General features: G+C 71.6%; 20 protein-coding genes and 1 pseudogene. 10 read left to right on the plus strand and 11 right to left on the minus strand.

The genetic code is table 11. From position 1 onward, the window contains the following. The first annotated feature begins 296 nt into the window (after nucleotides 1–296). Both Prubr_RS23110 and Prubr_RS23115 read left to right on the plus strand, forming a co-directional pair. On the plus strand, nucleotides 297–1,838 hold the full coding sequence (locus Prubr_RS23110) for a deoxyguanosinetriphosphate triphosphohydrolase family protein (protein ID WP_212816990.1): 1,542 nt from the start codon (nucleotides 297–299) through the stop codon (nucleotides 1,836–1,838). A 130-nt stretch (nucleotides 1,839–1,968) separates the two neighbouring features. Beyond that, complete coding sequence (locus Prubr_RS23115) at nucleotides 1,969–4,401, plus strand: putative bifunctional diguanylate cyclase/phosphodiesterase (protein ID WP_212816991.1); 2,433 nt, start codon at nucleotides 1,969–1,971, stop codon at nucleotides 4,399–4,401. Here Prubr_RS23115 and Prubr_RS23120 read toward each other — a convergent pair. The 4 genes from Prubr_RS23120 to Prubr_RS23135 form a co-directional block, all read right to left on the minus strand. Next, a complete protein-coding gene (locus Prubr_RS23120) occupies nucleotides 4,377–4,928 on the minus strand; it encodes a hypothetical protein (protein WP_212816992.1) in 552 nt (183 codons plus the stop codon). The genes Prubr_RS23115 and Prubr_RS23120 overlap by 25 nt on opposite strands. Before the next feature lie 168 nt (nucleotides 4,929–5,096). Further along, nucleotides 5,097–5,852 (minus strand): succinate dehydrogenase/fumarate reductase iron-sulfur subunit, encoded by a 756-nt coding sequence (locus tag Prubr_RS23125; RefSeq protein ID WP_212816993.1) that lies wholly within the window; start codon nucleotides 5,850–5,852, stop codon nucleotides 5,097–5,099. Next, nucleotides 5,849–7,789 (minus strand): fumarate reductase/succinate dehydrogenase flavoprotein subunit, encoded by a 1,941-nt coding sequence (locus Prubr_RS23130; RefSeq protein ID WP_212816994.1) that lies wholly within the window; start codon nucleotides 7,787–7,789, stop codon nucleotides 5,849–5,851. The genes Prubr_RS23125 and Prubr_RS23130 overlap by 4 nt, the downstream gene beginning before the upstream one ends. A 3-nt stretch (nucleotides 7,790–7,792) precedes the next feature. Next, the gene (locus tag Prubr_RS23135; RefSeq protein WP_212828383.1) at nucleotides 7,793–8,437 is read right to left on the minus strand and encodes a succinate dehydrogenase cytochrome b subunit; all 645 of its coding nucleotides are present in this window, start codon (nucleotides 8,435–8,437) and stop codon (nucleotides 7,793–7,795) included. A gap of 119 nt (nucleotides 8,438–8,556) precedes the next feature. Here Prubr_RS23135 and Prubr_RS23140 point away from each other — a divergent pair, with 119 nt between their 5' ends. Further along, a complete protein-coding gene (locus Prubr_RS23140; RefSeq protein ID WP_425517939.1) occupies nucleotides 8,557–9,486 on the plus strand; it encodes a LysR family transcriptional regulator in 930 nt (309 codons plus the stop codon). A 25-nt stretch (nucleotides 9,487–9,511) separates the two neighbouring features. Here the strand turns inward: Prubr_RS23140 and Prubr_RS23145 are convergent, their stop codons facing one another. The 3 genes from Prubr_RS23145 to Prubr_RS23155 form a co-directional block, all read right to left on the minus strand. Next, nucleotides 9,512–10,195, minus strand: a complete 684-nt coding sequence (locus Prubr_RS23145) for a hypothetical protein (protein ID WP_212816995.1) — start codon at nucleotides 10,193–10,195, stop codon at nucleotides 9,512–9,514. Nucleotides 10,196–10,315: 120 nt separating this feature from the next. Further along, nucleotides 10,316–11,524 (minus strand): SLC5/6 family protein, encoded by a 1,209-nt coding sequence (locus Prubr_RS23150; RefSeq protein WP_212816996.1) that lies wholly within the window; start codon nucleotides 11,522–11,524, stop codon nucleotides 10,316–10,318. Nucleotides 11,525–11,905: 381 nt separating this feature from the next. Further along, nucleotides 11,906–12,424, minus strand: a complete 519-nt coding sequence (locus Prubr_RS23155; protein WP_212816997.1) for a hypothetical protein — start codon at nucleotides 12,422–12,424, stop codon at nucleotides 11,906–11,908. Between the two features lie 106 nt (nucleotides 12,425–12,530). Here Prubr_RS23155 and Prubr_RS23160 point away from each other — a divergent pair, with 106 nt between their 5' ends. Then, complete coding sequence (locus Prubr_RS23160; RefSeq protein WP_212816998.1) at nucleotides 12,531–13,250, plus strand: bleomycin resistance protein; 720 nt, start codon at nucleotides 12,531–12,533, stop codon at nucleotides 13,248–13,250. Between the two features lie 41 nt (nucleotides 13,251–13,291). Further along, nucleotides 13,292–13,954, plus strand: a complete 663-nt coding sequence (locus Prubr_RS23165; RefSeq protein WP_212816999.1) for a phosphotransferase — start codon at nucleotides 13,292–13,294, stop codon at nucleotides 13,952–13,954. A gap of 97 nt (nucleotides 13,955–14,051) precedes the next feature. Here Prubr_RS23165 and hrpA read toward each other — a convergent pair. Beyond that, nucleotides 14,052–17,956 (minus strand): annotated as a pseudogene (hrpA, locus tag Prubr_RS23170) (ATP-dependent RNA helicase HrpA). A 155-nt stretch (nucleotides 17,957–18,111) separates the two neighbouring features. Then, nucleotides 18,112–19,245, minus strand: coding sequence for a winged helix DNA-binding domain-containing protein (locus Prubr_RS23175; RefSeq protein WP_212817000.1), 1,134 nt, complete (start codon nucleotides 19,243–19,245; stop codon nucleotides 18,112–18,114). A gap of 286 nt (nucleotides 19,246–19,531) precedes the next feature. Between Prubr_RS23175 and Prubr_RS23180 the strand changes: the two genes are divergently transcribed. Next, complete coding sequence (locus Prubr_RS23180) at nucleotides 19,532–20,365, plus strand: IclR family transcriptional regulator (RefSeq protein WP_246567535.1); 834 nt, start codon at nucleotides 19,532–19,534, stop codon at nucleotides 20,363–20,365. A 27-nt stretch (nucleotides 20,366–20,392) separates the two neighbouring features. Here the strand turns inward: Prubr_RS23180 and Prubr_RS23185 are convergent, their stop codons facing one another. Continuing rightward, the gene (locus Prubr_RS23185) at nucleotides 20,393–21,037 is read right to left on the minus strand and encodes a hypothetical protein (protein WP_212817001.1); all 645 of its coding nucleotides are present in this window, start codon (nucleotides 21,035–21,037) and stop codon (nucleotides 20,393–20,395) included. 474 nt (nucleotides 21,038–21,511) lie between these two features. Between Prubr_RS23185 and Prubr_RS23190 the strand changes: the two genes are divergently transcribed. Beyond that, nucleotides 21,512–22,501: a phosphotransferase gene (locus Prubr_RS23190; RefSeq protein ID WP_212817002.1), complete on the plus strand. Its 990-nt coding sequence runs from the start codon at nucleotides 21,512–21,514 to the stop codon at nucleotides 22,499–22,501. 465 nt (nucleotides 22,502–22,966) lie between these two features. Here Prubr_RS23190 and Prubr_RS23195 read toward each other — a convergent pair whose 3' ends face one another. After that, nucleotides 22,967–23,953, minus strand: a complete 987-nt coding sequence (locus Prubr_RS23195; protein WP_246567537.1) for a methylenetetrahydrofolate reductase — start codon at nucleotides 23,951–23,953, stop codon at nucleotides 22,967–22,969. A 205-nt stretch (nucleotides 23,954–24,158) separates the two neighbouring features. Here Prubr_RS23195 and Prubr_RS23200 point away from each other — a divergent pair, with 205 nt between their 5' ends. From Prubr_RS23200 to Prubr_RS23210, 3 genes are all read left to right on the plus strand, one after another. After that, nucleotides 24,159–25,064, plus strand: coding sequence for an aminoglycoside phosphotransferase family protein (locus tag Prubr_RS23200; RefSeq protein ID WP_212828390.1), 906 nt, complete (start codon nucleotides 24,159–24,161; stop codon nucleotides 25,062–25,064). Between the two features lie 362 nt (nucleotides 25,065–25,426). Beyond that, complete coding sequence (locus Prubr_RS23205; protein WP_212817003.1) at nucleotides 25,427–26,170, plus strand: iron-containing redox enzyme family protein; 744 nt, start codon at nucleotides 25,427–25,429, stop codon at nucleotides 26,168–26,170. Next, entirely contained in the window at nucleotides 26,167–26,880 is a 714-nt protein-coding gene (locus Prubr_RS23210) for a GNAT family N-acetyltransferase (RefSeq protein WP_212817004.1), read from the plus strand. The genes Prubr_RS23205 and Prubr_RS23210 overlap by 4 nt, the downstream gene beginning before the upstream one ends. The last annotated feature ends 4 nt before the right edge of the window (nucleotides 26,881–26,884 follow it).

The following is a 26,884-nucleotide window of genomic DNA, read 5'->3' on the forward strand; positions in this document are numbered from 1 at the left end:
TCGGCGCGGCCCGCTCGGTTCGGTGCGGCCGGGAGAAGCCCGATCAAGGAGAAGCCGTGCCGACTTACGCCGGTTCGTAGTTGTCGGTTCGGCTCTGTCCGGAGGGCTGGGACGCTTACTGCCGTCCCGGCTCACAGCGAAGTCGCTGTCGATACGCCGAATTCGCTGTGCGCCGCGACAGTGGTTCCTGCCTCCCGCGGTCGCATGTCGCCGTGCGTGGCCCGATCCTGGGCCGCCCAGGGCCACCACCCGACCGGTCCGGCACGCCCGACCCGGTCGGGAGTACGGTCGACTCCATGACCCACCCCGTCGATCCCCGCGCCCGGCGCCTGTTCGGCGGCAGTGCCACGGCGTACGGCGATCTTGCCGGGAGCCCGTTCCGCGCCGACCGCGACCGGATCGTCAGCTCGCCGTTCTTCTCCCGGCTCGGCGGTGTGACCCAGGTCATCAGCCCGGGCGGGTCCGGCCTGCTCGTGCACAACCGGCTGACCCACAGCCTCAAGGTCGCCCAGGTCGGTCGGGCGATCGCCGAGCGGCTGGCGGCCGACGACCGCTACCGGGATCTGCTCGACAAGCTCGGCGGCTGTGACCCGGACGTCGTCGAGGCCGCCGCGCTGGCCCACGACCTCGGGCACCCACCGTTCGGCCATCTCGGTGAGCAGGTGCTGGACCGGCTGGCCCGGCAGCGGCTCGGCCTGCCGGACGGGTTCGAGGGCAACGCGCAGTCGTACCGGATCGTCACCAGCACCGAGATCCGGGGCACGGCGACCATCGGGCTGGACCTGACCGCCGCGGTCCGGGCGGCGATCCTCAAGTATCCGTGGACCCGGCACGACCACCCGGATCCGCACCCACGCGACCTGGACCCGGCACCGCGCGGGGCGACCCCGCCGCCCGACGACCCGACGAGCGGGTCGCTGAAGTTCGGCGCGTACACGACCGAGGTCGACGACCTGCGGCAGGCCCGGGCGCCGTTCGCCGGCCGGATCGCCGACTGGCAGCAGACCGTCGAGGCGTCGATCATGGACACCGCCGACGACATCGCGTACGCCATCCACGACCTGGAGGACTTCCACCGCGTCGGCGTACTCCAGCAGGGGGCGGTGGCCGGCGAGCTGATGGGCTGGCAGCGCGAGGCGACCACGCTGCGCGAACTGCCCGACGGCGCCCTCGACACCGGCGGCCGGCGGCCGGGCGCGGCCATCGAGCGGCTGCGCCGCCGGCTGCACCGCCGCGACAGTTGGATCAGCGATGACGACGCGTTCGCGGCGGCCGTCGAACACGTCCGCGTCGAACTGGTCGACGGGCTGCTCGCCGCCCCGTTCGACGGCTCGCTCGCGGCCGAGCAGTACGTCACCGGATTCTCCGCCCGGTGGACGCGCCGGCTGGTCGACGCGATCGAGGTGGTCGCCGAGCCGTCGATGCGGTCCGGGCACGTGCTGCTGCACGCGGCGCAGTGGCACGAGGTGCAGGTGCTCAAGTTCGTCCACCACCGGTTCGTGCTCGAACGTCCGGATCTGGCCCTGCACCAGCGTGGCCAGGCCCGGCTGCTGGCCACCCTGGTCGAGGCGCTCGTCGCCTGGATCCTCGACCCGGGGGAGGAGACCCGGCTGCCGCGCCGGCTGCACGACCTGGTCGAGTTGGCCGAGGCGGAGCTGATGCCGCCCGGTGCGGCCGACGGCGCCGGCCGGGGGAGCGGCCCTGACCGGATGGCCCGGGCCCGCGGCCGCGCCGTCATCGACTTCGTGGCCGCGCTGACCGACGGGCAGGCCGTTGCCCTGCTCGATGCCCTGTCCGGGCGCTCCCGCCAGCTCTGGACCGACGCCTTCGTGCTCTGAGTGGCCCGGCCGGTCGTCCCGGCCGGCGAACCGGTGGGGATCTTCACCCACCGGGTCCGGCTTGCCTTGATACTGTGTGGCCCTGCCAGACGACCAGTCAGCACACGTGTCCGTTCAGGGGGCGATGCCGATGCCGCGTACGGCTTCGCCGCCGGACAGCCCCGCCGCCTCGACCCTGCCCGCCCGGCTCTACGTCGCCGGCGGGCTTCTCGCGGCGATCCTCTACGTCGCCGACGTCAGCCAGCTCCTGTCCGGCCTGACCTTCATCGTGGTGGCGGTCGCCGGCGTGGTCGCGCTCGTCGTCGGCCCCCGCTGGCACCGCACCGAACTGCGCAACCCCTGGACGCTGCTCGCCGCCGCGATCGTGGTCTTCACCGCCGGGGCACTGCTGCGCCCCTGGGCGTCGTTCCAGACCGGGGTCGCCGAGCTGGCCGCCGACATGTTCACCGTGCCCGGATACCTCCTCATGCTGCTCAGCCTCACCGGGCTGTTACGCGCCCGGCGTGCCATCGAGAAGCACGCGGTGATCGACGGGCTGATCGTCTGCGTCGGCATGGCCATCGTGTCGATCCTGCTGTTCGCCGTACCCGCGGCGAGCATCTCGGACCGGTCGGCCGTGGTGTCGGCGCTGGCCGGCGTCTATCCGCTCTTCGACACGGTGCTGGTGCTGCTGGTGGTCAACCTGGCGTTCACCACCGCCGCCCGGCGGCCCAGCTACCTGCTGCTCGTCGCCACGATGACCGGCGTCCTGATCGGCGACGTCGCATACGCGATCATCGGGCGGACCGGTCACCTGACCGGGTCGCCCCTGCTCGACCTGCCGTTCCTGTTCAGCTTCGCGTTCATCGGGGCGGCCGCCCTGCACCCCTCGATGGTCGAACTCGGCCGGGCCACCCCGCTGCCCGTGCAGGCGTGGTCGTGGCCGCGACTGATGCTGATCGTGCCCGCGCTCGCCGTACCGTTCCTGCTCACCGTCCTGCTGCCCGACAAGAACGTGGTGCATCGGGCGGTGATCGCGATCGGCGGCGTGGCCATGGTCGTCCTGCTGCTCGTGCGGGCCGTCTCGGCCGTGCAGGCGTACGCCGCCGCGCAGCGCCTCTACCAGCACCAGGCCACCCACGACGCGCTCACCCAGTTGCCCAACCGGACGATGCTGCCGGAGCAGGTCGGCAAGCTGCTGCGCGCCCCGGCCGCACCCGGCGCGATGGTCTGGGTCTTCTTCCTCGACCTCGACGGCTTCAAACGGGTCAACGACTCGTGGGGGCACGCCGCCGGCGACCAGTTGATCGTCGAGGTGGCGCGGCGGCTGCGTACGGTCGTGCCCGCGCCGGCGACCGTCGCCCGTGTCGGCGGCGACGAGTTCGTCATGGTCGACGTCGGCAGCCGTGACGCTGCCGTGGCCCTCGCCGAACGGGTCCTGGACTGCTTCGGCGCCCCGCTGTCGATGCCGTTCGCGCAGGTCGTCATCACCGCGAGCGTCGGCATCGCCGGCCGGCCGGTCGACGCAGGCACCCAGGTCACGGCCGACGACCTGATGCGCGAGGCCGACACCGCGATGTACCAGGCCAAGTCCGAGGGCCCCGGCAAGTGGACGATGTTCGACTCGTCGATGCACCAGCGGGTCCGCGAACGGGTCGACATCGAGGTCGACCTGCGCAAGGCGTTGCCGGCCGAGACGTCCGACGGGTCGGCGGTGTCGCCGCAGCTGCACCTGGCCTACCAGCCGATCGTCGAGCTGCGTACCGGTGGGCTGCTCGGCGCCGAGGCGTTGATCCGGTGGAACCATCCCACCCGTGGGGCGATCCCGCCGGGGGCCTTCATCCCGATCGCCGAGGACACCGGACTCATCGCCAAGATCGGGCGGTGGGTGCTGCGGGAGAGCGTGCGGCAGCTCGCCGAGTGGCGGCGTACCGGCACCGTAACCGACGACTTCTGGGTCTCCGTCAACGTCTCACCCCGCCAACTGCGCGACCCCCACCTGCCGGACGTGCTCGCCTCCACCCTCACCGATTACGGCGTGCCGCCCCGGGTCGTCGTACTGGAGATCACCGAGTCGGTGATGATCGACGCGTCGGCGGTCACCGACGAGGTCCTGCGGCAGATGCGCGAGCTCGGCGTACGCATCGTCGTCGACGACTTCGGCACCGGCTACTCGGCGCTCGGCTACCTGCGGCGGCATCCGGTCACCGGCGTCAAGATCGACCGCGCCTTCGTCCGGGGCCTGGGCGTCGACGCCGAGGACGAGGAGATCGTCCGGGCGGTCACGGCGATGAGCAGCGCGCTCGGGCTCACCGTCGTCGCCGAGGGCGTGGAGACCCCCACCCAGCAGGGCGTCCTCGCCGAACTCGGCGTCGTGATGGGGCAGGGGATGCTCTGGAGCGCCCCGATCGGCCCGGCCCGGTTCGGTGAGCGCTGGTCGGCCCTGCGGTCGGTACCGGCCCTGCCACCGGGGTCGCCGGTCGTGCCGTCCCGGGCGGCCGGGACGCCGGCGACCGTGCTGTCCGGCCCGCCCACCCCGGCGGCGTGGCGGGGGCAGGGTCAGGACGGCGCCGGGGCTTCGTAGATCCAGTACGACTGGTCGTCGATGTGCTCGGCGCGGATGCCGCCACCCAGCGAGCCCAGCGCGTGGTGGATCGCCCGATGGAAGCCCAACCCGTCGTTGTGCCGGCAGACGTCGACGACCGCCATCCCGCCGGCCGCCAGTACCGGCCGCCAGATCTCCCGGGTCAGCCGGGCGAAGGCGCCGGTGCCCCGGTCCGTCGGGTGCACGGCGAGGAAGCCGACGTACCAGATCCGGCGCTGTTCGTAGAGATCCGGCCAGTGGTGCGCGAAATACTCCGGCGAGACCAGCGGGATCGCCGACAGGTCGTCGGTGACGGTGGCGACGCCCCGGATCCGGTCCGGCCGGCGCTGGTCGACGTAGAGCAGCTTGCGCACCCGCTCGTCGGTCATCACCTCGTCGAACTCGTGGCGGTAGAGCACGTGCCGCTGCACCGCCCGGATCTTCATCTCCTCGAAGGCCTCGGCGTAGATCTGCCAGGCCTGCTCGGCGAGCTCGGGCGGCACCACCCGTTCGGCCACGACCCGCACCGATCCACCTCCCGATCCCGCCCGTGATCAACACGGGAGCCGAAACGGTATCGCGCGGCCCACGCACCGCACGACGGCCGTCCGGCCCGGTCCGACCGGGCCGGACGGCCGGACCACGGCGGACCGGCGTTTTCCGCCGGACCCGCCCCGCCGGATTCGGCGGGTGGGTCACGCGTTGTCGGAGCGCTTCGCCGACGCCTTCAGGAAGTCCCGGTTGAGCCGGCCGATCGTGGTCAGCGGGATGCCCTTCGGGCAGACGGTGGTGCACTCACCGGCGTTGGTGCAGCCGCCGAACCCGGCGTCGTCGTGCGCCGCCACCATGTCGACGACCCGGGACGACCGCTCCGGCTGGCCCTGCGGCAGCAGCCCGAGGTGAGTGATCTTGGCGGCGGTGAACAGCATGCCGGAGCCGTTCGGGCAGGCCGCCACGCACGCGCCGCAGCCGATGCAGGCGGCGGCCTCGAACGCCGCGTCCGCGTTCGCCTTCGGCACCGGGGTGGCGTGGGCGTCCGGCGCGCTGCCGGTGGGCGCGGAGACGTACCCGCCGGCCTGGATGATCGAGTCGAACGCCGAACGGTCGACGACGAGGTCCTTCACGACCGGGAACGCCCGGGCCCGCCACGGCTCGATGTCGATCGTGTCGCCGTCCTTGAAGTGCCGCATGTGCAGCTGGCAGGTCGTGGTCGCCCGCTCCGGGCCGTGCGCCACCCCGTTGATCACCATGCCGCACATGCCGCAGATGCCCTCGCGGCAGTCGTGGTCGAAGGCGACCGGCTCCTCGCCCTCGAGGGTGAGCCGCTCGTTGAGCACGTCGAGCATCTCCAGGAACGACATGTCCGGCGACACGTCGTCGAGCTGGTACGACACCATCCGGCCCTTGTCCGCACGGCCGTTCTGGCGCCAGATGCGCAGGGTCAGTTTCACTTGTAGCTCCGCTGCGTCGGGTGGACGTACTCGAAGATCAGGTCTTCCTTGTGCAGCACGGGCGCGTCGCCGGTGCCGGTGAACTCCCAGGCCGCGACGTAGCTGAAGTTCTCGTCGTCCCGCTCGGCCTCGCCCTCCGGGGTCTGGCTCTCGGCCCGGAAGTGACCGCCGCACGACTCGGTGCGGTGCAGCGCGTCGATGCACATCAGCTCGGCCAGTTCGAAGAAGTCGGCCACCCGGCCGGCCCGCTCCAGCGACTGGTTGAGCCCCTCGCCGTCGCCGGGCACCCGGACCCGCTGCCAGAACTCGTCCCGCAGGCCCCGGATCAGGTCGATCGCCTTGCGCAGCCCGGCGTCGGTGCGCTCCATGCCGCAGTATTCCCACATGATCCGGCCCAGCTCGCGGTGGAACGAGTCGACCGTCCGGTCACCGTCCACGGCGAGCAGCTTCGCGATCCGGTCCTCGACGTCGCTACGGGTCCGCGCCACGTCGGGGTGGTCGGCGGTCAGCTTCTCGAACGGCCCGGCGGCCAGGTAGTCGCCGATCGTGTTCGGCAGCACGAAGTAGCCGTCGGCCAGGCCCTGCATCAGCGCCGAGGCGCCGAGCCGGTTGGCGCCGTGGTCGGAGAAGTTCGCCTCACCGATCACGAACAGCCCGGGGATGGTCGCCTGCAGGTCGTAGTCGACCCACAGGCCGCCCATCGTGTAGTGCACGGCCGGGTAGATCCGCATCGGGACCTCGTACGGGTCCTCGCCGGTGATCCGCTCGTACATCTCGAACAGGTTGCCGTACTTGGCCTCGACGGCCTTGCGGCCGAGCCGGCCGATGGCGTCGGCGAAGTCCAGGTAGACGCCGAGCCCGCCGGGACCGACGCCGCGCCCCTCGTCGCAGACGTTCTTCGCCGCCCGCGACGCGATGTCGCGGGGGACCAGGTTGCCGAAGGCGGGGTAGATGCGCTCCAGGTAGTAGTCGCGCTCGTCCTCGGGGATGTCGGCGGCGGCCCGGTCGTCGCCGGCCTTCTTCGGCACCCACACCCGGCCGTCGTTGCGCAGCGACTCGCTCATCAGCGTCAGCTTCGACTGGTGGTCGCCGGAGACCGGGATGCAGGTCGGGTGGATCTGGGTGTAGCAGGGGTTGGCGAACAGCGCGCCCTTGCGGTGCGCCCGCCAGGTGGCGGTGACGTTGCAGCCCTTGGCGTTGGTCGACAGGAAGAACACGTTGCCGTAGCCGCCGGAGGCGAGCACCACGGCGTCGGCCAGGTCGGTGCTGATCTCGCCGGTCACCATGTCGCGTACCACGATGCCGCGGGCCCGGCCGTCGACGACGATCAGTTCCAGCATCTCGTGCCGGGTGAACATCTCCACCGTGCCGGCCGCGACCTGCCGCTCCAGCGCCTGGTACGCGCCGAGCAGCAGCTGCTGGCCGGTCTGGCCGCGGGCGTAGAAGGTCCGCGACACCTGCGCGCCGCCGAACGAGCGGGTGTCGAGCAGGCCGCCGTACTCTCGGGCGAACGGCACGCCCTGCGCCACGCACTGGTCGATGATCTCCACCGAGACCTGCGCCAGCCGGTGCACGTTCGACTCCCGGGAGCGGAAGTCGCCGCCCTTGACGGTGTCGTAGAAGAGGCGGTGCACCGAGTCGCCGTCGTTGCGGTAGTTCTTGGCGGCGTTGATGCCGCCCTGCGCGGCGATCGAGTGCGCCCGGCGCGGGCTGTCCTGGTAGCAGTAGGACCGCACCCGGTAGCCGAGCTCGCCCAGGGTCGCGGCGGCGGAGCCGCCGGCCAGGCCGGTGCCGACCACGATCACCGACAGCTTGCGCTTGTTGGCCGGGTTGACCAGCTTGGCGGAGAACCGCCGGCGGTCCCAGCGGGTCTCGACCGGGCCGTCCGGGGCCTTGGTGTCGGCGATCGGGTCGCCGACCGAGAACAGTTCGGTCATGGCTCAGGTCACCAATCCGGTGAGTACGGCGAACGGCACCGTCAGGTAGCCGGCGCAGAGGACGACCGCGACGCCGAGGGCGATCACCCGGGCGTTGCGTTCCCCGTCCGCGGTCTGCTGCCCGAGCGTGCGGAGCGCGCTGTAGATGCCGTGTCGCAGGTGGAAGCCGAGGGCGAGGATGGCCAGGGTGTAGAAGGCGGTGACGTACCACCGGTCCGGGGCGAAGTCGGCGACCACGTTGCCGTACGGGGCGGACTTGTCGCCGATCGGGTTCAGGTGCCCGGTGGTCAGGTCGAGGATGTGGTAGATCACGAACAGGACGATGATCACCCCGCCCCAGCGCATGGTGCGGGCGGCGTAGCTGCCCTGCACCTTGGGCCGGTGGGCGTAGCGGACCGGGCGGGCCCGGCGGGCCCGTACCGCCAGCACCGTCGCCGCCACGATGTGTCCGATCACCGCGGCGAGCAGACCGAAGCGCTGGATCCACAGGAACCAGGTCTCGGGCAGGATCGGGGTGCCGAGGGCGCGCAGCCAGTGGGCGTACTCGTCGAACGACGACTGTCCGACGAAGATCTTGAGGTTGCCGAGCATGTGGGCGAAGAGGAAGAGCACCAAGAGGATGCCCGTCACCGCCATGAGGGCCTTCATGCCGACGCTGGAGCGGATCGGCGACCGGGTCGCTACTGCCACGCGACGAAAGTAAGGACCGCCTGATCCAGTCGTCCAATGCATCGGAGTCGCACCGACGATAGCCATAGGCTATTGGAATGCAGCTCCAACAGCTCAAGTACTTCCTCGCAGTGGCCAAACACCGACATTTCACCCAAGCGGCCGAGAGCGTCGGAGTCACTCAGCCTTCTTTAAGTAAGCAGATTCACAGCCTGGAAGCCGAGCTCGGAGCCCCTCTGTTCGAACGCGTCCGCGGCAACGTCGCCCTCACCGCCGCCGGCGAGGCCCTCCTGCCACTGGCCGCCCGGATCCTCGCCGACGTCGACACCGCCCGTCGGGAGGTCCAGGAACTCGTCGGCCTGCGGCGCGGCCGGGTACGCCTCGGCGCCACCCCGAGCCTGTGCTCCTCGCTCGCCCCGCAGGTGCTCAGCCGGTTCCGTACCGCCCACCCCACCATCGACCTGCACGTCGAGGAGGGTGGATCGCAGGACCTGGTCGGCGAACTCACCCGCGGCGGGCTCGACCTGGCGCTGATCATCCGCCCCGGGCAGGGCATCGACCCGTCCCTGACCGCCGAACCGATCCTGCGCGAGAACCTGGTGGTGGCCTCGGTCGGCCCGCTGCCCGGGGTGGCCCGGGACGAGCCGGTCGACCTGCTCACCCTGCGTCACCAGCCCATGGTCATGTTCCGCACCGGGTACGACCTGCGCGACGCGACCCTGGAGGCGTGCCGGCAGGCCGGGTTCACCCCACGGTTCGCCGTCGAGGGCGGCGAGATGGACGCCGTACTCAGCTTCGTCGAGGCCGGCCTGGGCATCGCCCTGGTGCCGGGGATCGTGGTGGCCGGACGGCCCCAGTTGCACGCCACCCCGCTGGCCGCACCGGGCATCCGGCGCACGATCGCGCTGGCCTGGCGTCGGGGCGTCGTGCCCACCCACGCCGCCCAGGCCCTGCGCCAGACCCTGCACGACTACCTGCGCACCGCCGCCACCGACGGCAGCCTCCCGTCGGGGGTGGAACCCTTCTGACCCTGTCATGGGGCCGCGCGGTAACTCAGCCGCCGGGCTCGCCCTCGGGCGCCCCGTCCGGGGTGAAGGCACCCTCGCCGGCGTGCCCGCCGAGATACACGTGCTGGTGGCCGTTGCCCGCGTCGATGTTGATCTGGTCGAGCTGGGCGGCGGCGACCGACCAGGCCGTCGCCGCGCCGGTCCGCTGCCGGTCCACCAGCGCCAGTACGGGCGGCCGGTCGGCGTCCGGCAGGCCCAGTGCGGCGGCGTAGAGGTCGACGGCGGCGGCGAAGCCGTCCACCGCGCCGCGCAGGGCGCCCCGGGCCACGTTGGTCGCGGTGGTGCCGGACGGCGTGTCGGCGTGCCGTTCGACGGCGGCCCGCATCGTCGCCTGCCACCGGGCCACCTGGTCGGCGGCGGCCGGCGGCGCGCCGTCGGCGAGCGCCGCGTCCAGTTCGCCGAGCAGCACCTCCAGTTCGGCCGCGGTGGTCCGGGCCTGTGCCGTCAGTTCGGTGATCTGGGTGACGTCCCGCCGGGCCTCCTCGGCACGGATCCGGTCGACCGCCGCCGCGGTCTCGTCCGGGGCGGCCACCGCGTAACCGATCGCGGCGCCGATCAGGCCGGCCAGCACCACCGGCAGCAGCAGGATCAACGCCAGCTGCCCCTTGGCGGGACGTCCGCCGGTGGCCCGGTTCCGGGTGTACGACGGCGGGCCGGTTCTCGGCGACATGCGCGGCTCCTCGGGGCGGGCGCTGTTTCGCAGAGGTTACGGCTTTCGTCAATGCGAGTCCATAGTTCCGTGCCGATGCTCAGAACTTTCGCCGCCCGACACGAAAAGCGGGGCGGCGCGTCAACCGGCCGGCCCGACGCCCGTGTCGGGAGCCGGCGGGCGGCGCAGCAGATGACCGGCGGTGGCCAGCACCGCCAGGAACAGGCCGACCAGGGCCGCGACGGGCGTGCCCAGGACGGTGAGCGCGACCGCGACGGCCCCCGCCGGCAGCCAGGTCCACACCGGTACGGTGCGCGCCGCCCGCCCGCGCCGGCGCCGGAACGCCTCGACGGCCATCGGTACGACCAGCGGCGGCAACGCGGCCGCCAGCACGGTGAGCCAGGGCAGCATCAGCCGGTCGAAGCGCACCGCGGCGAGCACCGCGCCGGGCACCGCCACCAGCAGCGTCGCGGCGACCGTCGACAGCCTCGGCCACACCCCACGCAGCGCCAGCGCCCCGGAGAACGTCGTGGTCAGTGCCGGGGCGAAGATCCCGGCGGTGACGAACAGGTTCCCGTACGCCGCGATGCCGGCGGTGCCGCCCAGCACCGCGACCACGTCGGCCGAGCCGGTACGCAGCCACACCCCGGCCCCGGCGACGACGATCAGGGCCGCCGGCACCACCAGCAGCAGTACGCACCACAGCAGGTCCCGCCGGCCGGCCAGACCACGGCTGAAGTCGGGGGCGCGAAGCGCGAAGACGGCGGCGTACCCGCACATCGCGGCGATGTCCGCGGCCATGCCGAGCCCGCCGGGGCGTACGGTCACCGGCGACGAGTCCGGGCGCAACTGGATCAGACAGACCGCGACCAGCGCGAGCGCGGACAGGGTGGTGAGCACCGCGATCCGGTTGCCGAGCCGGGGCGAGGTGAACGACGCGGCGATCACCGTGGCGGCCAGCAGCAGCGCGGCGACCGGGCCGGGCAGCCCGGTGACCGCCGCCAGCGACGCGCCACCGAGCCCGACGTTGAACCCGTTCCAGCCGATCATGGCGATGCCGAGGACCAGACCGATCAGGGGCCGGCTCGACGGGTGCAGGTAACGCGGGGCCACCTCGGTCAGCGTCGCGCCCTCGCCGTACGGCGGACGTACGCCCAGCGCGCCCTGCCCGAAGAGCAGCAGCGCCATCAGCACCGCACCACAGAGCACGGCGAGCAGCGGCAGCGCGCCGCCGTTGCGGTCGGCCATCCCGGCACCCATGATCAGTGCGGCGGGGGCGGCGCCGAGGCCGAGCCAGGCACCGGCCGCCTCGGTCCAGCGGCGCGGGGCGGCGGCCGGTCCGGTGCTCATCGGTCGGCACCCATGGTGTCGACGACCACGACCTGGGCGTACGGGCGCACCGACCACCTCCGGCGAAACGGCTCGCCGGCCGGCTGCAACTGTTGCGGCAAGCGCTTTCTCGGACCTTAGAAGGTCTCGATCAACTCAGGCAAGGGACTGACCCGTAACGATCCCGAAATCTGCCGGGTGATGAGGGGGCGACCACCCCTGACGGCCGGGCGCCGGATCGCCATCCGAGCAGGTTCGTCCGGTCATCCCGGCGCACGGGTGACGGGCGGTCGGACGCTTCTTTGCCGGAGCGTCGTCGGCGGTCCTTGTTGATCTGGGCGGGAGGGACCTTATCCGCGCGCGATAACGTCCCTCCCGCCCAGATCAACGGATTCCTCCGGCTCAGTCGGGCAGGCAGCGGCCGTCGGGCAGCGGGCCGACCACCTGAAGGTCGTGTGATCCACCACCGAGGTGACCGATCACGCAGGTCCCGTACACCGGCACCGCGTACAGGACCGTACCGGGCGGCGCCGGGTCGCCGGCCAGCGCGATCTGGACCACCGGATCGGGGTGCCCGGCCGCGACGATCGCCGCCCGTACCTCGTCGACGGCGACCACACCGCCGGACGGGGCGGGCAGGACGACCCGCTGCCAGTCGGTCAGCGCCCGCATCTGCTCCCGCGCGGTCACCGGCCGCCGGTCGACGTGCAGCCGCGTCCGCCGCTCGCAGTCGTCGGGCCGGCCGACCTGGCACACGACGGCGAAGAGCGACCGCTCGACGGCCACCGGCGGGTCGTTCCCGGCCACTCCCAGGCCACGCAGCACCGGCAGACCCACCGCGAGCGCCCCGGCGGCGACGGCCACCGCCGGCAGGCCGATCAGGAGCCACGACCGGCGCGTCCGCGCCGCTTCACCCGCCATGCCGACAACCTAGCGACCGCGGCCGCCCCGGACCGCCCCGTCGGTCCGGCACCGCCCCCGAACTCTCCATAGGCGTATGGGCGCCGATCCGGTCTACCGTCACCGCATGGCCGAGAAGACCATCCCGCTGCTCACCTGCGCCCAGATCAGCCCGGTGTCCGACTTCTACACCGCGCTCGGCTTCGAGGTGACCTACCTCCAGAAGGCGCCCTACCCCTACCTCGTCGTCGAACGCGGCGACATCGAGCTGCAGTTCTTCGGCATGAAGGGCTTCGACCCGGCAACCTCGCTCGGCGGCTGTTACGTGCTCACCGACGACGTCGACACCCGGTACGAGGAGTTCCGAAGTGGCCTCAAGGGCTTCTACGGCCGGATCCCGACCCGCGGCATCCCCCGGATCGGCCCACTGAGGGACACCTCGTACGGCGTACGGCAGTTCCTGATGACCGACCCGGGCGGGAACAGCATCCGGGTCGGGCAACCGATCGGGGACGGGCCCGAAACCCCGCCCGCACCCCGGGACGCGTACGACAGGGCGCTGCACACCGCGACCCTGTTCGCCGACTCCAAAGAGGACCTGCCGGCCGCGGCAAGGGTGCTCGACCGGGTGCTCGCCCGGCCCGATGGGAAGCCGACCGCCGGGCAGCTGGTCCGGTTGCTGGTGCTGCGCGCCGACATCGCGCAGCGCGGCGGTGACCCCGGTACGGCCGCCGAACTGCTCGACCGGGCGGCCGGTACGCCGCTGACCGACGACCAGCGCGGTTCGCTGCGCGACGAACTGCGCCGGATGGCCGAACTCGGTGAACTCCTGCGTGACGGCGGGTGACCGGTGGTCGAGTCCATGGGGGCGCCGGTTAGGGTCGCCGGATGACCGAGCCGGTGCCGTTCGCCAGTGGCCGTGATGCCGACGTCTTCCTCCTCGACGCCGGCACCGTGCTGCGTCGCTACCGCGCCGGTGGCGACGTGGCCGGGGAGGCGGCGATGATGGCCCACGTCGCCGGGTACGGCTATCCGGTGCCGCGGGTCGTCTCGGCCGGCGGGCCCGATCTGGTGATGGAGCGCCTCGACGGCCCGACCCTGCTGGGCGCGTTGGCCGCCCTCGCGGTCACCCCGGCCGCCGGCGCCGAACTGCTCGCCGACCTGCACCGGCGGCTGCACGAGATCCCCGCCCGGTCGTCGACGGGCCCGGCGGACCGCGTACTGCACCTGGACCTGCATCCCGACAACGTCATGCTCACCACCCGCGGGCCGGTCGTCATCGACTGGCGCAACGCCGTCGACGGGCCGCCGGACTTCGACGTGGCGCTGTCGGCGCTCATCCTCGCCGAGGTCGCGGTCGATCCGGCCGGCCCGTACGCCGCGCCGGCCCGGGAGATGCTGGTCGCGTTCCTTGGCGCGGCCGGCGGCCGGCCGCTCGACCTGCTGCCGCGGGCGGTCGCGATGCGGGCGGGCAACCCCACGCTGAGCGCCGCCGAGAAGGCGTCGCTGGACGGGGCCGCCGCGCTCGTCCGCGCCGCCGCCGCGGGGTAGGCCGCCGCCGCAGGTAGGCCGCCGCCGGTCAGGGCCGGCGCGGCCGCTCGTGCCGGCTGACGGTACGCCCAGCGTGGGACCATCGGCGACGTGCCGGTCAGCAGCCCTCGGCCTGGTCCATCGCCCGGTAGATGCGCTGCTCCGACACCGGGTACGGGGTGCCGAGCGCCTGCGCGAACACGTTGACCCGAAGCTCCTCGATCATCCAGCGGATGTCGCGTACGTCGGCGTCGGCGCGGCGGCTCGGCGGCAGCGCGGCCAGCATCTCGTCGTACTCCTTGCGTACCTGGTCGATGCGGGCCTGCTGGTCCCGGTCGCGTTGCGGGTTCTGCGGCAGCCGGTCCAGCCGCCGCTCGATCGCCGTCAGGTAGCGGGGCAGGTCGGCGAGCCGGGCGTACCCGGTGTCGGTGATGAACCCCCGATGGACCAGCGCAGACAGCTGGGCCCGGATGTCGGCCAGCGCGGCGACCAGGGTGAGGCTGGACGTCCGTCCCAACCGTTGCTCGACGGCGTAGGCGGTGCTCAACACCTTCTGGGTGCGGCCGATCACCTCGACGACGGTGTCGACCAGGTCGGCGCGTACCCGGTCGCGCAGCGCCGCGAACCCGGCGGCGTCCCAGGCGGGGCCGCCGGCGGCGTCGACGAGGTGGTCGACGGCGGCGCCGGCGGCGTCGTCGATCAGGTCGACGACGGTGCGATGCGGGTTGCGGCTCAGCGCGAGCTTGGCCTCGTTGGACAGCCGGCCCTGGAGGAACTTGACCGGGGAGGCGACGGTGAGCCGCAGCAGCTTCCGGGTGCCGGCGCGCATCGCGGTGCGCTGCTCCAACTCGGTCTCGAAGACCCGTACGGCGACGGTGTCGCCCTCGTCGACCAGTGCCGGGTAGGCGGTGACCAGGTAGCCGGCGCGCACCTGCTCCACAGTGGATGGAATCGTGCCGAGGTCGTTCCAGTCGGTCAGTCCGGACCGTTCGATGTCACCGGCGGCCGCCGCGACGGTCTGGCGTACCTCGGCCTTGAGCTGCTGTTGCAGGGCCGGCAGGCTCTTGCCCTCGGCGACCGGCCGGTCGTCGTCGCCGAGCACCCGGTAGGTGACCCGCAGGTGGTCGGGGATCCGGGACAGGTCCCACTCCTGCGGTGCGACGGTGACCCCGGTCATCCGGCGCAGCTCACGGGTCACCGCGTCGAGCAGCGGCTCCTGGCCGGGGGTGATCCGGGCCAGGACCGCCCGCGCGTAGTCGGGCACCGGTACGAAGTTGCGCCGGGTCGCCTTCGGCAGCGAGCGGATCAGCGCGACGACGAGTTCCTCGCGCAGGCCGGGCACCTGCCATTCGAAGTCGTCGGCGTTGACCTGGTTGAGTACCGGCAGCGGGATGTCGACCGTGACGCCGTCGGTCGGTTTACCGGGCTCGAACTCGTACGTCAGCGGCAGTTGGAAGCCGTCGGAACGCCACACGTCCGGATAGTCGCCCGGGTCGACGCCGCCCCGGCCGGCGTTGACCAGCATCTCCCGGTCGAAGGTGAGCAGTTCCGGCTGCTCCCGGCGGGTCCGCTTCCACCAGGTGTCGAAGTGCCGGCCGGAGACGATGTCGGCCGGTATCCGCTGGTCGTAGAAGTCGAAGAGGGTCTGGTCGTCGACCAGGATGTCGCGGCGGCGGGCCCGGTGTTCGAGCTCCTCGATCTCGCCGAGCAGGGCCCGGTTGGCGGCGAAGAACGTGTGGGCGGTCTGCCAGTCGCCCTCGACCAGGGCGTGCCGGATGAACAGTTCCCGGGACAGCGTCGGGTCGATCCGGCCGAACTGGACCTTGCGCGACGTGACCAGCGGTACGCCGTACAGGGTCACCTTCTCGTAGGCGACGACCGACGCCTGCTTCTTCTCCCAGTGCGGTTCGCTGTAGCTGCGCTTGACCAGGTGGCCGGCGAGCGCTTCGGCCCACTCCGGTTCGACGCGGGCGGCGATGCGCCCCCACAGCCGCGACGTCTCGACGAGTTCGGCGACCATCACCCAGCGCGGCGGTTTGCGGAACAGCGCCGAGCCGGGGAACAGGGCGAACTTCGCGCCACGGGCACCGAGGTAGTCGTTGCGCCCGCCCCGGCCGGTGTCGGTGGGTTTGCTCTTCTCGTCCCGTACGCCGAGGTGGGACAGCAGGCCGGCGAGCAGCGCCTGGTGGACACGCTGCGCGTCGGCCGGCTCGTCGTTGACGGTGACGTCGAGCGTGCGGGCCACCTGCCGCAGCTGCGAGTGGATGTCCTGCCACTCGCGGACCCGCAGGTAGTTGAGGTGCTCCGCCTTGCACATCCGGCGGAACGAGCTGGACGACCGCTCCTGCTGCTGCTCGCGCAGGTAGCGCCACAGGTTGAGGTACGTCGCGAAGTCGGACTCCTTGTCGACGAACCGCGCGTGCATCTGGTCGGCCTGCGCCTGCCTGTCCGCCGGCCGCTCCCGGGGATCCTGGATGGACAGTGCGGCGGCGATCACCATGACCTCGGCGACGCAGCCGTTGCGGTCGGCCTCGAGCACCATCCGGGCCAGCCGCGGGTCGACCGGCAGCTGGGCGAGGCGCCGGCCGAGTGCGGTCAGCCGGCGGCGCGGATCGTCCTGCGCCGGGTCGATCGCGCCGAGTTCGTGCAGCAGGGCCATGCCGTCGGCGACGTTGCGCCGGTCCGGCGGGTCGATGAACGGGAACGCGGCCAGGTCGCCGAGCCCGATCGAGGTCATCTGGAGGATGACCGAGGCGAGGTTGGTCCGCAGGATCTCCGGATCGGTGAACTCGGGCCGGGACAGGAAGTCCTGCTCGTCGTAGAGCCGGATGCAGATCCCGTCCGACGTACGCCCGCAGCGGCCCTTGCGCTGGTTGGCCGACGCCTGCGAGACCGGCTCGATCGGCAGCCGTTGCACCTTCAGCCGGTGGCTGTAGCGGGAGATCCGGGCGGTGCCGGGGTCGACGACGTACTTGACGCCGGGCACCGTCAGTGACGTCTCGGCGACGTTGGTGGCCAGCACCACCCGCCGGCCGCCGTGCGGCTGGAAGACCCGGTGCTGTTCGGCGATGGACAGCCGGGCGTACAACGGCAGCACCTCGGTGTGGCGCAGGTCGAGGCGGTTCAGCGCGTCGGCGGTGTCGCGGATCTCCCGCTCGCCGCTGAGGAAGACCAGGATGTCGCCCGGCCCCTCGGCGGACAGTTCCCCGACCGCGTCGCAGATCGCCTGGATCTGGTCGCGGACGATGTCGCTGTCGGTGTCGTCGGACTCCTCCGCCTCCGTCTCGAGGACCAGCGGCCGGTAGCGGACCTCGACCGGGTACGTCCGCCCGCTGACCTCGATCACCGGGGCATCGCCGAAGTGCCGGGAGAACCGCTGCGGGTCGATCGTCGCGGAGGTGATCACGACCTTGAGGTCGGGCCGGCGGGGGAGCAGTTGCCGCAGGTAGCCGAGGATGAAGTCGATGTTGAGGCTGCGCTCGTGCGCCTCGTCGATGATCAACGTGTCGTACTGGCGCAGCAGCCGGTCGTGCTGCAACTCGGTGAGCAGGATGCCGTCGGTCATCAGCTTGACCATGGTCGACTCGCCGACCCGGTCGCTGAACCGCACCTTGAACCCGACCGTCTCGCCGAGCTGCGTGCCCAGTTCCTCGGCGATCCGGTCGGCGACCGTACGCGCCGCGAGCCGCCGTGGCTGGGTGTGGCCGATCAGCCCCCGCACCCCCGGCCCAGCTCCAGGCAGATCTTGGGTAGCTGGGTGGTCTTGCCGGAACCGGTCTCCCCGGCGACGATCACGACCTGGTGGTCGCGGATCGCCTCGGCGATCTCGTCCCGGCGGTCGCTGACCGGCAGCTGCGGCGGATAGCTGACTGTCGGCACCGCCGCCCGCCGGGCGGCCAGGCGGGACTCCGCCCGGTCGACCTCGCCGGCGATCTCGACCAGCGCGGCGGCCCGCCGCTGCGGATCGCGGATCTTGCGGGTGCCCTCCAGCCGCCGCGCCAGGCGTTGCTCGTCCCGGGGCATCAGCTCGGGCAGCCGGGCCCGCAGATCGGCCAGCTGCGCGGGCTGGACCGGGCGGGCGGTCGGCTCGGTCGTCGGATCGGGCACGGAGCGGGCGGGCGGCGGAGTCTGCATGTCGTCGCCAAGGATAGGCATGCCCGGGGCAGGTCGGCTTCTGGTTATCCCCCGACAACCACCTGGTGGTCGGCGGCGGCCGGCTCGACGAACCGGACCAGGCGCTCGGCCTGCCCGGTCAGCGCGGTCCGGGTGGCGCGCGGCAGCCGGCCGAACGGAGTCACCGTGATCGTCGCCACCCGACGTTTCACCTCGGTCGCCCAGACCCCGGCCACGAAGCCGTCGACCAGCACCGTCGGCAGCCAGCGCAGGTTCGCCCGCACGTAGACCCGGTCGCGGTGCTCGTCGGGCAGGACCCGGGTCCGACGACCCGCCGCGTACGCCAACAGCGCACTGTCGAACGCCGGCAGGAACCGGACCGGGGCGTCCGTCTCCGCGGCCGGCCGGGCCGCGTCGGCCAGGTCGTACAGCGTCCGGCCCTCCTCGTCGGCGAACCGGGCCAGCTCGTCGCCGATCCGGCCCAGGGCAGCCCGGACCACCGGCACCCGGGCCCCGAGCCAGTACGCCACGTCGTCGACGCCGGCCGGCCCGAACGCCCGCAGATGCCGGCGTACCGCCGCGTCGTGGGCCGCGTCCGGGGCCAGGTCGCCGCAATCCGGGGCGGCGCGGTAGGCGGCCGGGGTCCGGGCCGCCCATCGTCCGTCCGCCGGCACCTTCAGCAGCGCCGGCGAGGCCCGCAGCACCCGCCACCGGTACGCCCGTTGCGCCGCCACCTCGGCGTCGCTCAACACACCCGGGTGCGTCCCGACCCACGCCTCGACGAAGTCGTGCAACTCGTCCCCGGTGCGCGGCCGGTCCGCGTACGCCAGCAGGTCGGTGCGCAGCCGGTCGGCGCCGGCCGTACGGGTGACCTTGAGCCCCTGCCAGCCGTCGACGCCGGACCCGGTGGCGACGACCGCGTACGCGGGGTGCTCGTCGGCGCTGACCAGGTGCAGGGTGCGGCGTAGCAGGATGCCGGTGACCAGGTCGCCTCGGTCCAGCGCGGCCCACAGCTGATCGGCGGTGAAGTCGCGCCGCCTCGACCACAGTGCCACCGGCGGTGACGTCCACTGCTGGGCCTGGACCGCGCCGACGGCCTCCACGGTTTCGACGAGCGGACCGTCGAACGGGTCGAGCAGCCCCTGCCGGGCCAGCAACGCCCGGTTGAGAGCCCGCCGCGACAGCGACACCTCGGTCACGCGCCCCTCCCTCCGGTCGGGATCGCGTGACTTGGTCTGAGCCTGCTGGTTCCCTCGCTCCGCTCGGTCACGCGCCCCTCCCTCCGGTCGGGATCGCATCCCGCTTCCGTTTGGTCACGGCCCAGCCTGCCACGACCGTATGACGGGACGTGACTGGCGGTCGAACGTGTGTTCGAAATAGGGTTGGATGGACCGCGCTGAGGTTGATCGTGTGTGACATCGTCGCATCGAAGGTCAGGGAGTCCGCGCCCGCGCGGGGTCGTCCGTCCAGTGAGGAGCGCGCAACGTGCCGACCGGCGCAACCGTTGGCAGCACGGCTGAGCGGGCCGCTCCCGCGCCGGACCGGGGAGCCGTCGGCCAGTCCCGCTCCGTCGTGGCCGTCGAGCGGGCGATGGACGTGCTTCTGTTCTTCGGGCGCAGCGGCCAGGCCGATCTGGGCGTCACCGAGATCGCGACGGCACTCGGCCTGACGAAGGCCGTCGTGCACCGGATCCTGACCGCGTTGCGCAGTCGCGACCTCATCGTCCTCGACCCCACCACCCACCGGTACGCCCTCGGCCACGCCGCGGTGGCGCTCGGCCGCTCGTACCTGGCCCGTACCGATCTGCGTACGGCCGCCGGACCGGAGCTGCGCGGACTGTCGGACCTCACCGGGGAGACCGCCACGCTGTCGGTGCGCCGCGGCGACACCCGCCTTCACGTCGACCAGGCGGTCCCCGACCAGGAGGAGTGGCTCGAACTCGACGTCGGTGTGCCCTACCCGCTACACGCCGGCGGCTCGTCGAAGGCGTTTCTGGCCTTCCTCGACGATGTGCAGATCAGCGCCTATCTGTGTCGGCGGCTGACCCGGCTCACCGACCGCACCATCACCGACCCGGTGCGGCTGCGGGCCGAGATCGTCAGCATCCGGTCACTGGGCTACTCGACCTCGTACGGCGAGTGCCGGACCGGCGCCGCCTCGATGGCGGCGCCGGTGTTCGGGCACGACTGCCGGGTGGCCGCGGTCATCGGCGTGTCCGGGCCGGAAGCCCGCTTCCGGCCCGACACCCTCGACGCGACCGAGGCGCTTCTCGCCGCGGCCGCCCGCATCTCCGACCAGTTGGGCTACCGCGCCGCCTGACCGCGTCCCGCCGTGGGGTTGTGCGGATCAGGCGGCGGTGGTCCAGATGGCCGCGAAGGCGGCTGCCTCGCCGGCGAGCCAGCGCTCGACCTGCTCGGTCTTGACGCTCGCGTCGCGCTTGTGTGAGACGCCCCGTCGGACGTCGACCAGGACCGGCTCGGCGTGCGGCAGCACCTGACCCATGTGCCGGTCCATCAGGTGCAGGGTCGCGATGACCGCCTCGTTGCTCGGCGGCTGCTCGTCGAGGTGTAGCCGGACCGCCTCGGCGCGGCCGTCGGGGTGACGCAGCCCGAGATGCGGGTTGATCTTCACGGGCAGGCCGCCGAGCATGCCGAGGGCGTCGTGGGTCTGGGCGAGCTGGACCGTGTCCGGGTCGTCCAGCGACCGCAGCCAGGCCAGTGCGCCGGGAACCAGCGCCTCGTAGAGCGGCTTCCAGCGCGGCTTGACGAGGTCGACGACCGCGGACAGGTGGGTGCCTCCGGTGTGGAAGGCGATGTCGGTCTTGAGTGCCTTGACGAGTTGACCGTGCGGGTTGAACCCCGAGCGGCTGGCCCGCTGGCGGCGCAGCCCACCGACGAAGGTCGCCTTGGCGGGGCCGGTGCGGTCGACGTAGCGGGTGAAACCGAGCAGCGTTGCGTAGGGCGTAGGGGTGTCGGCGACGGTCGGAGCCACTGATGTCCTCCCAGGTCAACGGGCGGATTAGTACATACATTCTAATCGACCGGCGGCGCTTCGCCCAGCGTTTGTCGACCCGTATCGGTCGTCGCGTCCGCGCGAATCCTGCGAGTGTCCGGGAAAGTCCGCGAGTGATCTTGCGAGCCGTCCGGAACAGGTTGCGAGTCACCCGTACGCGCCGAGCTGGTCGCCGGAGAACGGCGTCAATGGAGAGCAGGATGCCGTGGTATGAGCGTCGATTCGACGTCCGGGCCTACTTTGCGAGCCGGCGGTCAGCGCCTTGATCATCCGCAACCTGGAACTGGACGCGACATCGCCTGTCGCGTCCGCGCGAACCTTGCGAGTTCACCCTTACGTGCCGAGTTGGTAGCGCACGATCGGCGTCGATGAAGACGCAACGACGAGGCCACCTCCTGCCAGAACCGGCGCCGGGCGAGCGGCATCCGGCGGTCCCGTGATGGGATACGACGGGTGATCGAATCGCAGGCGCCGATGTTGGAGATGCTGTGGGAGCCGCACGACCCTCGCCACGCGCTCGACGAACGGTTCGGCTTCAGCGATCCAGAGTCGGCCAGCCGCTGGGTTGCCGCGATGCTGGACAAGCACTGGGGCGTTCGCATCGACTCCTGCGAGCGGATCGTCATGAGCGGCGGCAACGCGCTGGCGTGGGTCGGCACGCCGTCCGGCCGACTGCTCGCGAAATGGTCGGTAGTCCTCGATCGTTTTCCGCGTCTGATGGAGACGGCGCGTCTCACGAGCTGGCTCCACGGCCGAGGGCTGCCGGTCTCAGTGCCGGTCCCCGCACGAGACGGCCGCCTCCAGGTCGAGGCCGACCGTGTCTCGATGGGTCTGCAGCGCGAGATCGTGGGCGACCTCCTCGACACCGCCGATCTCAACCAGGTGCGGGCGGCCGGCGTCATACTCGCCCAATTGCAGGACGCGCTGGCCGCATACCCGGACGCCGATCAGTTTCTCGCCCCCGCCGTCTCGTCCAAGCCGTTGACGGTCCGGGTCACCGAGTGGCTCGACTCCCGCGCCGACAATCTGCCGATGGCTGCTCGTGACACGCTGCGCGCGCTGGTCACCAGCGCGCCGCCCGACCGACTTCCCCGCCAGCTCGTCCATTTCGATATCCGCTCAGCCAACATCCTGTGGGCCCGCGGCGGGGTCACCGCGATCCTCGACTTCGAGGAGGCCCAGCATGATCACCGAATCGTCGAGCTGGCCCGCGCGGCGGTCCTGCTCGGCACCCGCTACCACAGCTGGGGGCCGGTGTCGGCCGAAGTTCGCACAGAGTTCCTTACCGGCTACCAGTCCGAGCGACCGCTGACCCCAGCCGAGGCGGGCTGGTTGAACATCGTCCTGCTCTGGCAGGCCCTGGCGATGGTGCCGCCCGGCGAGGACCCGACCGGGTGGGGACCATCGGCCCTGAGCCAGCTGAGCCAGGAAACCGCAAGGTAGTTCCGGACGATCGCCTCTCGCACCGTCCCGACCTACCTTGCGAGCCGCTGGTCAGCGCCCTGGTCATCCGCAACCTTGGAACGGACGCGACATCGGTGCCCGTTGGGGCGGCGGGTACCGGTGCGAGTCGGGCGGAGCTGGCGCGGGTGCGGCGGGATCTGTTCGCTGCCCCGCACCGCGCTGGTCTACGGCGGCGCTGCGCTACGGCGGCGGTGCGCTCGGCGTCGGCCGGTTGGGGATGATGCCGCGGCCTGTGTTGTGGCGTTGGCTCGGCCGGATGCGGTGACCGAGCCGCTGCATGGGGTGCTGCGGCGGACAGCGGCGGATCCCGCGCGGCCGACCGCGCAGCAGGGACGTCCGTGAGGTGCTGCGGTACGTGCCCGGGCCGGATGAGTACGGCGAGCACCGGGGTCCGCACCTTGGTCCGAGGTCAATCCGCCCAGACGAAGGTCCGGCTCGGCCGCGTCAACTGCTTGCCGCCGTGCCTTTTCCCAGCAGTAGCGCAACGTCCGCCGCGAGCTCGACGGTTGCGTCGATCTCGGCCTTGCGGATTGACACGCTTTCCACGTTGAACCCGTAGGGCATGTTGAGATGCCGGCAGAAGTCGGCCAGGTCCTGGGCGATCGAGACGGCCTGCCGGCACGATTCGGCAAGCGGGTCACTGGCATGGCGAATGGAGTTCTCCAGCCAGCGTGGCACGTCCACGCCGAGCCACCGGACGAACTCCAAGGTCTTGAGCGAGCCGCACACCGACAGCGTGAAGATCACCGGACGCGGCGCGATCGCCCGTGCCCGGCACTCGTAGAAGTAGTCGGAGATGAGGTTCTTCGTCTCGTTCACGTGATAGACCACCTGCGAGACGAAGAACGAGCAGCCGCGTTCCTGCTTGGCCAGCATGCGCAGATGCTCGTCGTGGCCGCGGGTGTGCCGCTCCCCGATGGCGACTCCGCCGAGCATCAGCTCCGGCCGTACCTGCTGGTGCGCGGCATGAGCCGACCGCAGGTCGGTCCGCACCGGCTTGTCCCTGGACGACGGACCGACGAAGACGCTGAGTACCCGCCGCGGGTCGGCCTGGCGGAGCCAGTCCCGCAGTTCCTCGTTGTGGTATTTGCCGATACAGCGGTAGATGACGACCGGAAGGTCGCCGGCGTTGAGGTGGTCGGCGTAGTACCGGGCCGGATCCAGTGTCGGCAGGAACGGGAACGGTCGCTCCTCCGGGAGACGATCGGATTCGTCATCGATGTCGTACAGAATCAGGCCGTCGATCGGCAGCCGGGCCAGCCGCTCTGCCGTGACGGCCGCGATCTCCTTGACCCGCTGCTCGGTCTCGTGGCGCTTGGGCGGCGTGAGACCGAACAGCAGGATGCCGGAGTCTCCCGCGGCGAGCATGTCCCGAAGCCCGGGCGAATCTGCCACTCCTGGTCCGCCACCGGCCGGCTCGTTTTCGGTCAAGGGTCCAGACTCCGACATGGGCACCACGCTACGGTCTGGCACACCATCGAACCCGATGGGCCGTTCGTGATCCCAAGCTCTGAGTTCAAGCCGGGAATCCACAAGGTAGGCCACCGAAAACGCCGATCACCCGGCTGAGACCAGACGACACTGCCGGGAATTCGGCTGCTCCGGTGTTTTCCGCCACGGAAGGATCTCTGCCGTGATGCTTCACGAGAACGAGATACCGGTCGACGAGGCAGTCGTCAGGTCACTTCTGCGGATTCAACGCCCCGACTGGGCTTCGCTGCCCCTGTCGCCCGCGGGCGCCGGCACCGACAACACCATGTATCGGCTGGGAGAAGAGCTCCTCGTCCGGCTTCCGCGAACAGCCGACAAGGCTCGGTCCCTGACCAAGGAGCGGACGTGGCTTCCCCGACTGGGACCACTTCTGACCTGCCGAACCCCGGAACCGGTCTACGCCGGCACGCCGGCCCCCGAGTTCCCGCTGCCCTGGTCGGTCTACCGCTGGATCGACGGAACCGAGGTCGATGCGAATGCCGTCCAGGACTGGGCCGCCTTCGGCACCGAACTGGCAACGTTCGTCCACGAGTTGCACCACATCGACCTCATGGGCGCCTCGCGCGCCGATGGACTGAGCTGGTACCGCGGAGGCAGCCTGAGAGACTGCGAAGAGGACTTCAGCGCCTATTTCGCGGACTGCCGGACCACCACGGACGACGGCCTCGATGTCGAAGCCCTGGAACAACTCTGGCGTGCCGCCGTCAGGCTGCCGGAGCCCTCCAGTCCTCACGTGTGGCTCCACGGTGACCTCCGTCCCGCCAACCTCCTGGCCGCGAAGGGCCGGCTGCACGCCGTCATCGATTTCGGGGGCCTGTCCGTCGGCTTTCCCGCTGCCGAGCACGCACCGGTCTGGGACCTGCCGGATCCGGCGCGGCAGGCCTACTGGAATGCCCTGAACCTTGACGACCTCACCTGGGGGCAGGCTCGGGCATGGGCCATCGCCGTGGGCATCGCCGGAATCTCCTACTACCGGAATATCTGGCCCGCCTTCGTGACCGAATGCCGGACACGGCTCGAAACGATCCTCGCCGACGCCGCGACTCGCTGACCCCGGACTCCCGGGAAGCCACTCGGCCCATCGCCCCGCGCCGGCCCTGACGGCGAGCTCGGTAACACGGTCGCGTGTCCGGGAGGTTTCCGCGCGGGCTCCCGGTGCTGAAGATCCACCGAGGTTACTCCGGGTACACGTACCGATGAGTAGCGCTTACCGATGTGCGCGCCCGGCGCACTGACGATCCTTGGAACGCGCCTGCGGCCCGTACCGACAACCGGGCTCCCAGGAGCATCAGCACACCTCACCGGCCGCCGCGTACCGGACACGATCCGGGCGCGGAGCCCGATGGGGCATGCCGCAGGCATGCCCCGGAACAGCCCCTCGTCCGCGAGGGCCACACGCAAAGGGGAAACACGATGAGTGCTGAGATCTTCGAGCGGTACGAGGCGGAACTCGCCAAGCACCGCGAGGCGTTCGCAGCCGACGAAGCGGTGAACCTGCTGACGTCGCCGTCGTGCGACGAGCAGCTGCTCGTGCGATGGAAGCTCCGCTACAGCGTCCACGGGGTGGCGATGACCGCCCCCGTCGAGTCCTGGATCGCGGGCGCGGGGGAGCGGGTCGAGCAGCTCGGCAACGAGGCGCTGGGCAAGGCACTCAAGGCGCACTCGCGCGCCGAGGCCGGTCACGACCGGATGATGGTCGCCGACGCGCGCGCCATCGCCGCGCGGCTCAACGAGGAGACCCCCGGCACGGTGGACGTCGAGGCGCTGCTCGCCGAGCCGCCGCTGGCCAGCACCGTCCCGTACGTCGAGCTGCACGAGCGGGTCATCGCCGGACCCAACCCGCAGGCCCAGCTGGCCATCGAGTACGAGATCGAGCAGCTGTCGGTCACCATGGGCCCGCCGCTGCTGAGCAACTGCGAGCGGGTCTTCGGCAAGGACTCCCGCTTCTACAGCTTCCTGGCCGAACACGTCGAGCTGGACGCCGGCCACACCGCCTTCAACCGCCGGCAGCTGCAGCGCGTGCTGGCCGACTCGCCGGAGGCCCTGGCCACCATGGTCGAGGCCGGCCGGACCGCGCTGGCCTGCTACGCGGCGTTCATGGCGGAGTGCCTGCGGCTGGCGCAGGACGACCTGGGCAAGGTGCCGGTCTCCGCATGAGTGCGCCCGCCCGGACGCCCGCGCCCGCCGTCGCCCCGTTCCGGAACGCGGTGGTCGAGCAGCAGGGATGGCACCTGCGTATCCGCCAGCTCCCGCTGGCCGCCTGCAACACCACCAGGCTGCTCCAGGAACTGCGCGCCTTCCGCGCCGAGGTCCTGTACGCCGGCGGCCGGCGCCCGGAGTTCCGCAACCGGGCGGGCGAATACGTCGATGCCCAACTGCTGGACTTCGGCGCGTACCACATCACGGCCCACGCCACCGCGACCGCACCACCCGGCGGCTACGTCAGGCTGGTACCACCGGCCCTGACGAGTCAGTTCCAGACCCGGGCGCTGCTCGGACCCGAGCGGTTCCGTGCTCTCCTGGACGCCCACCAGGCGTCCGAGGACGACGTCTACGAGCCCAGCCGGCTCGTGGTCGCCGAGCACGCCCGGGGCTTGGGCCTGGGGGCCGTGCTGAACGCCGCCGCGCTCGCGGCGGCCCAGGCGCTCGGTGCGGCCGGGGTCGTCGCCATCTGCGGCATGGACGACGGGCAGCACCGGTTCCACGAACGGTTCGGCTACCGGCTCCTGCCGGGAACCGAGCACTACGACACCCACTACGAGGACCACGTCTCCGCCATGGCGCACTGGACCGGTGATCCCAACGGGGAGTACCACGACCTCGTCCACCAGATCCACCGGAGCATCACCGCGAAGGCCGCCTGCTGACCAA

This window comes from Polymorphospora rubra, assembly GCF_018324255.1.
GTDB classification, from domain to species: domain Bacteria; phylum Actinomycetota; class Actinomycetes; order Mycobacteriales; family Micromonosporaceae; genus Polymorphospora; species Polymorphospora rubra.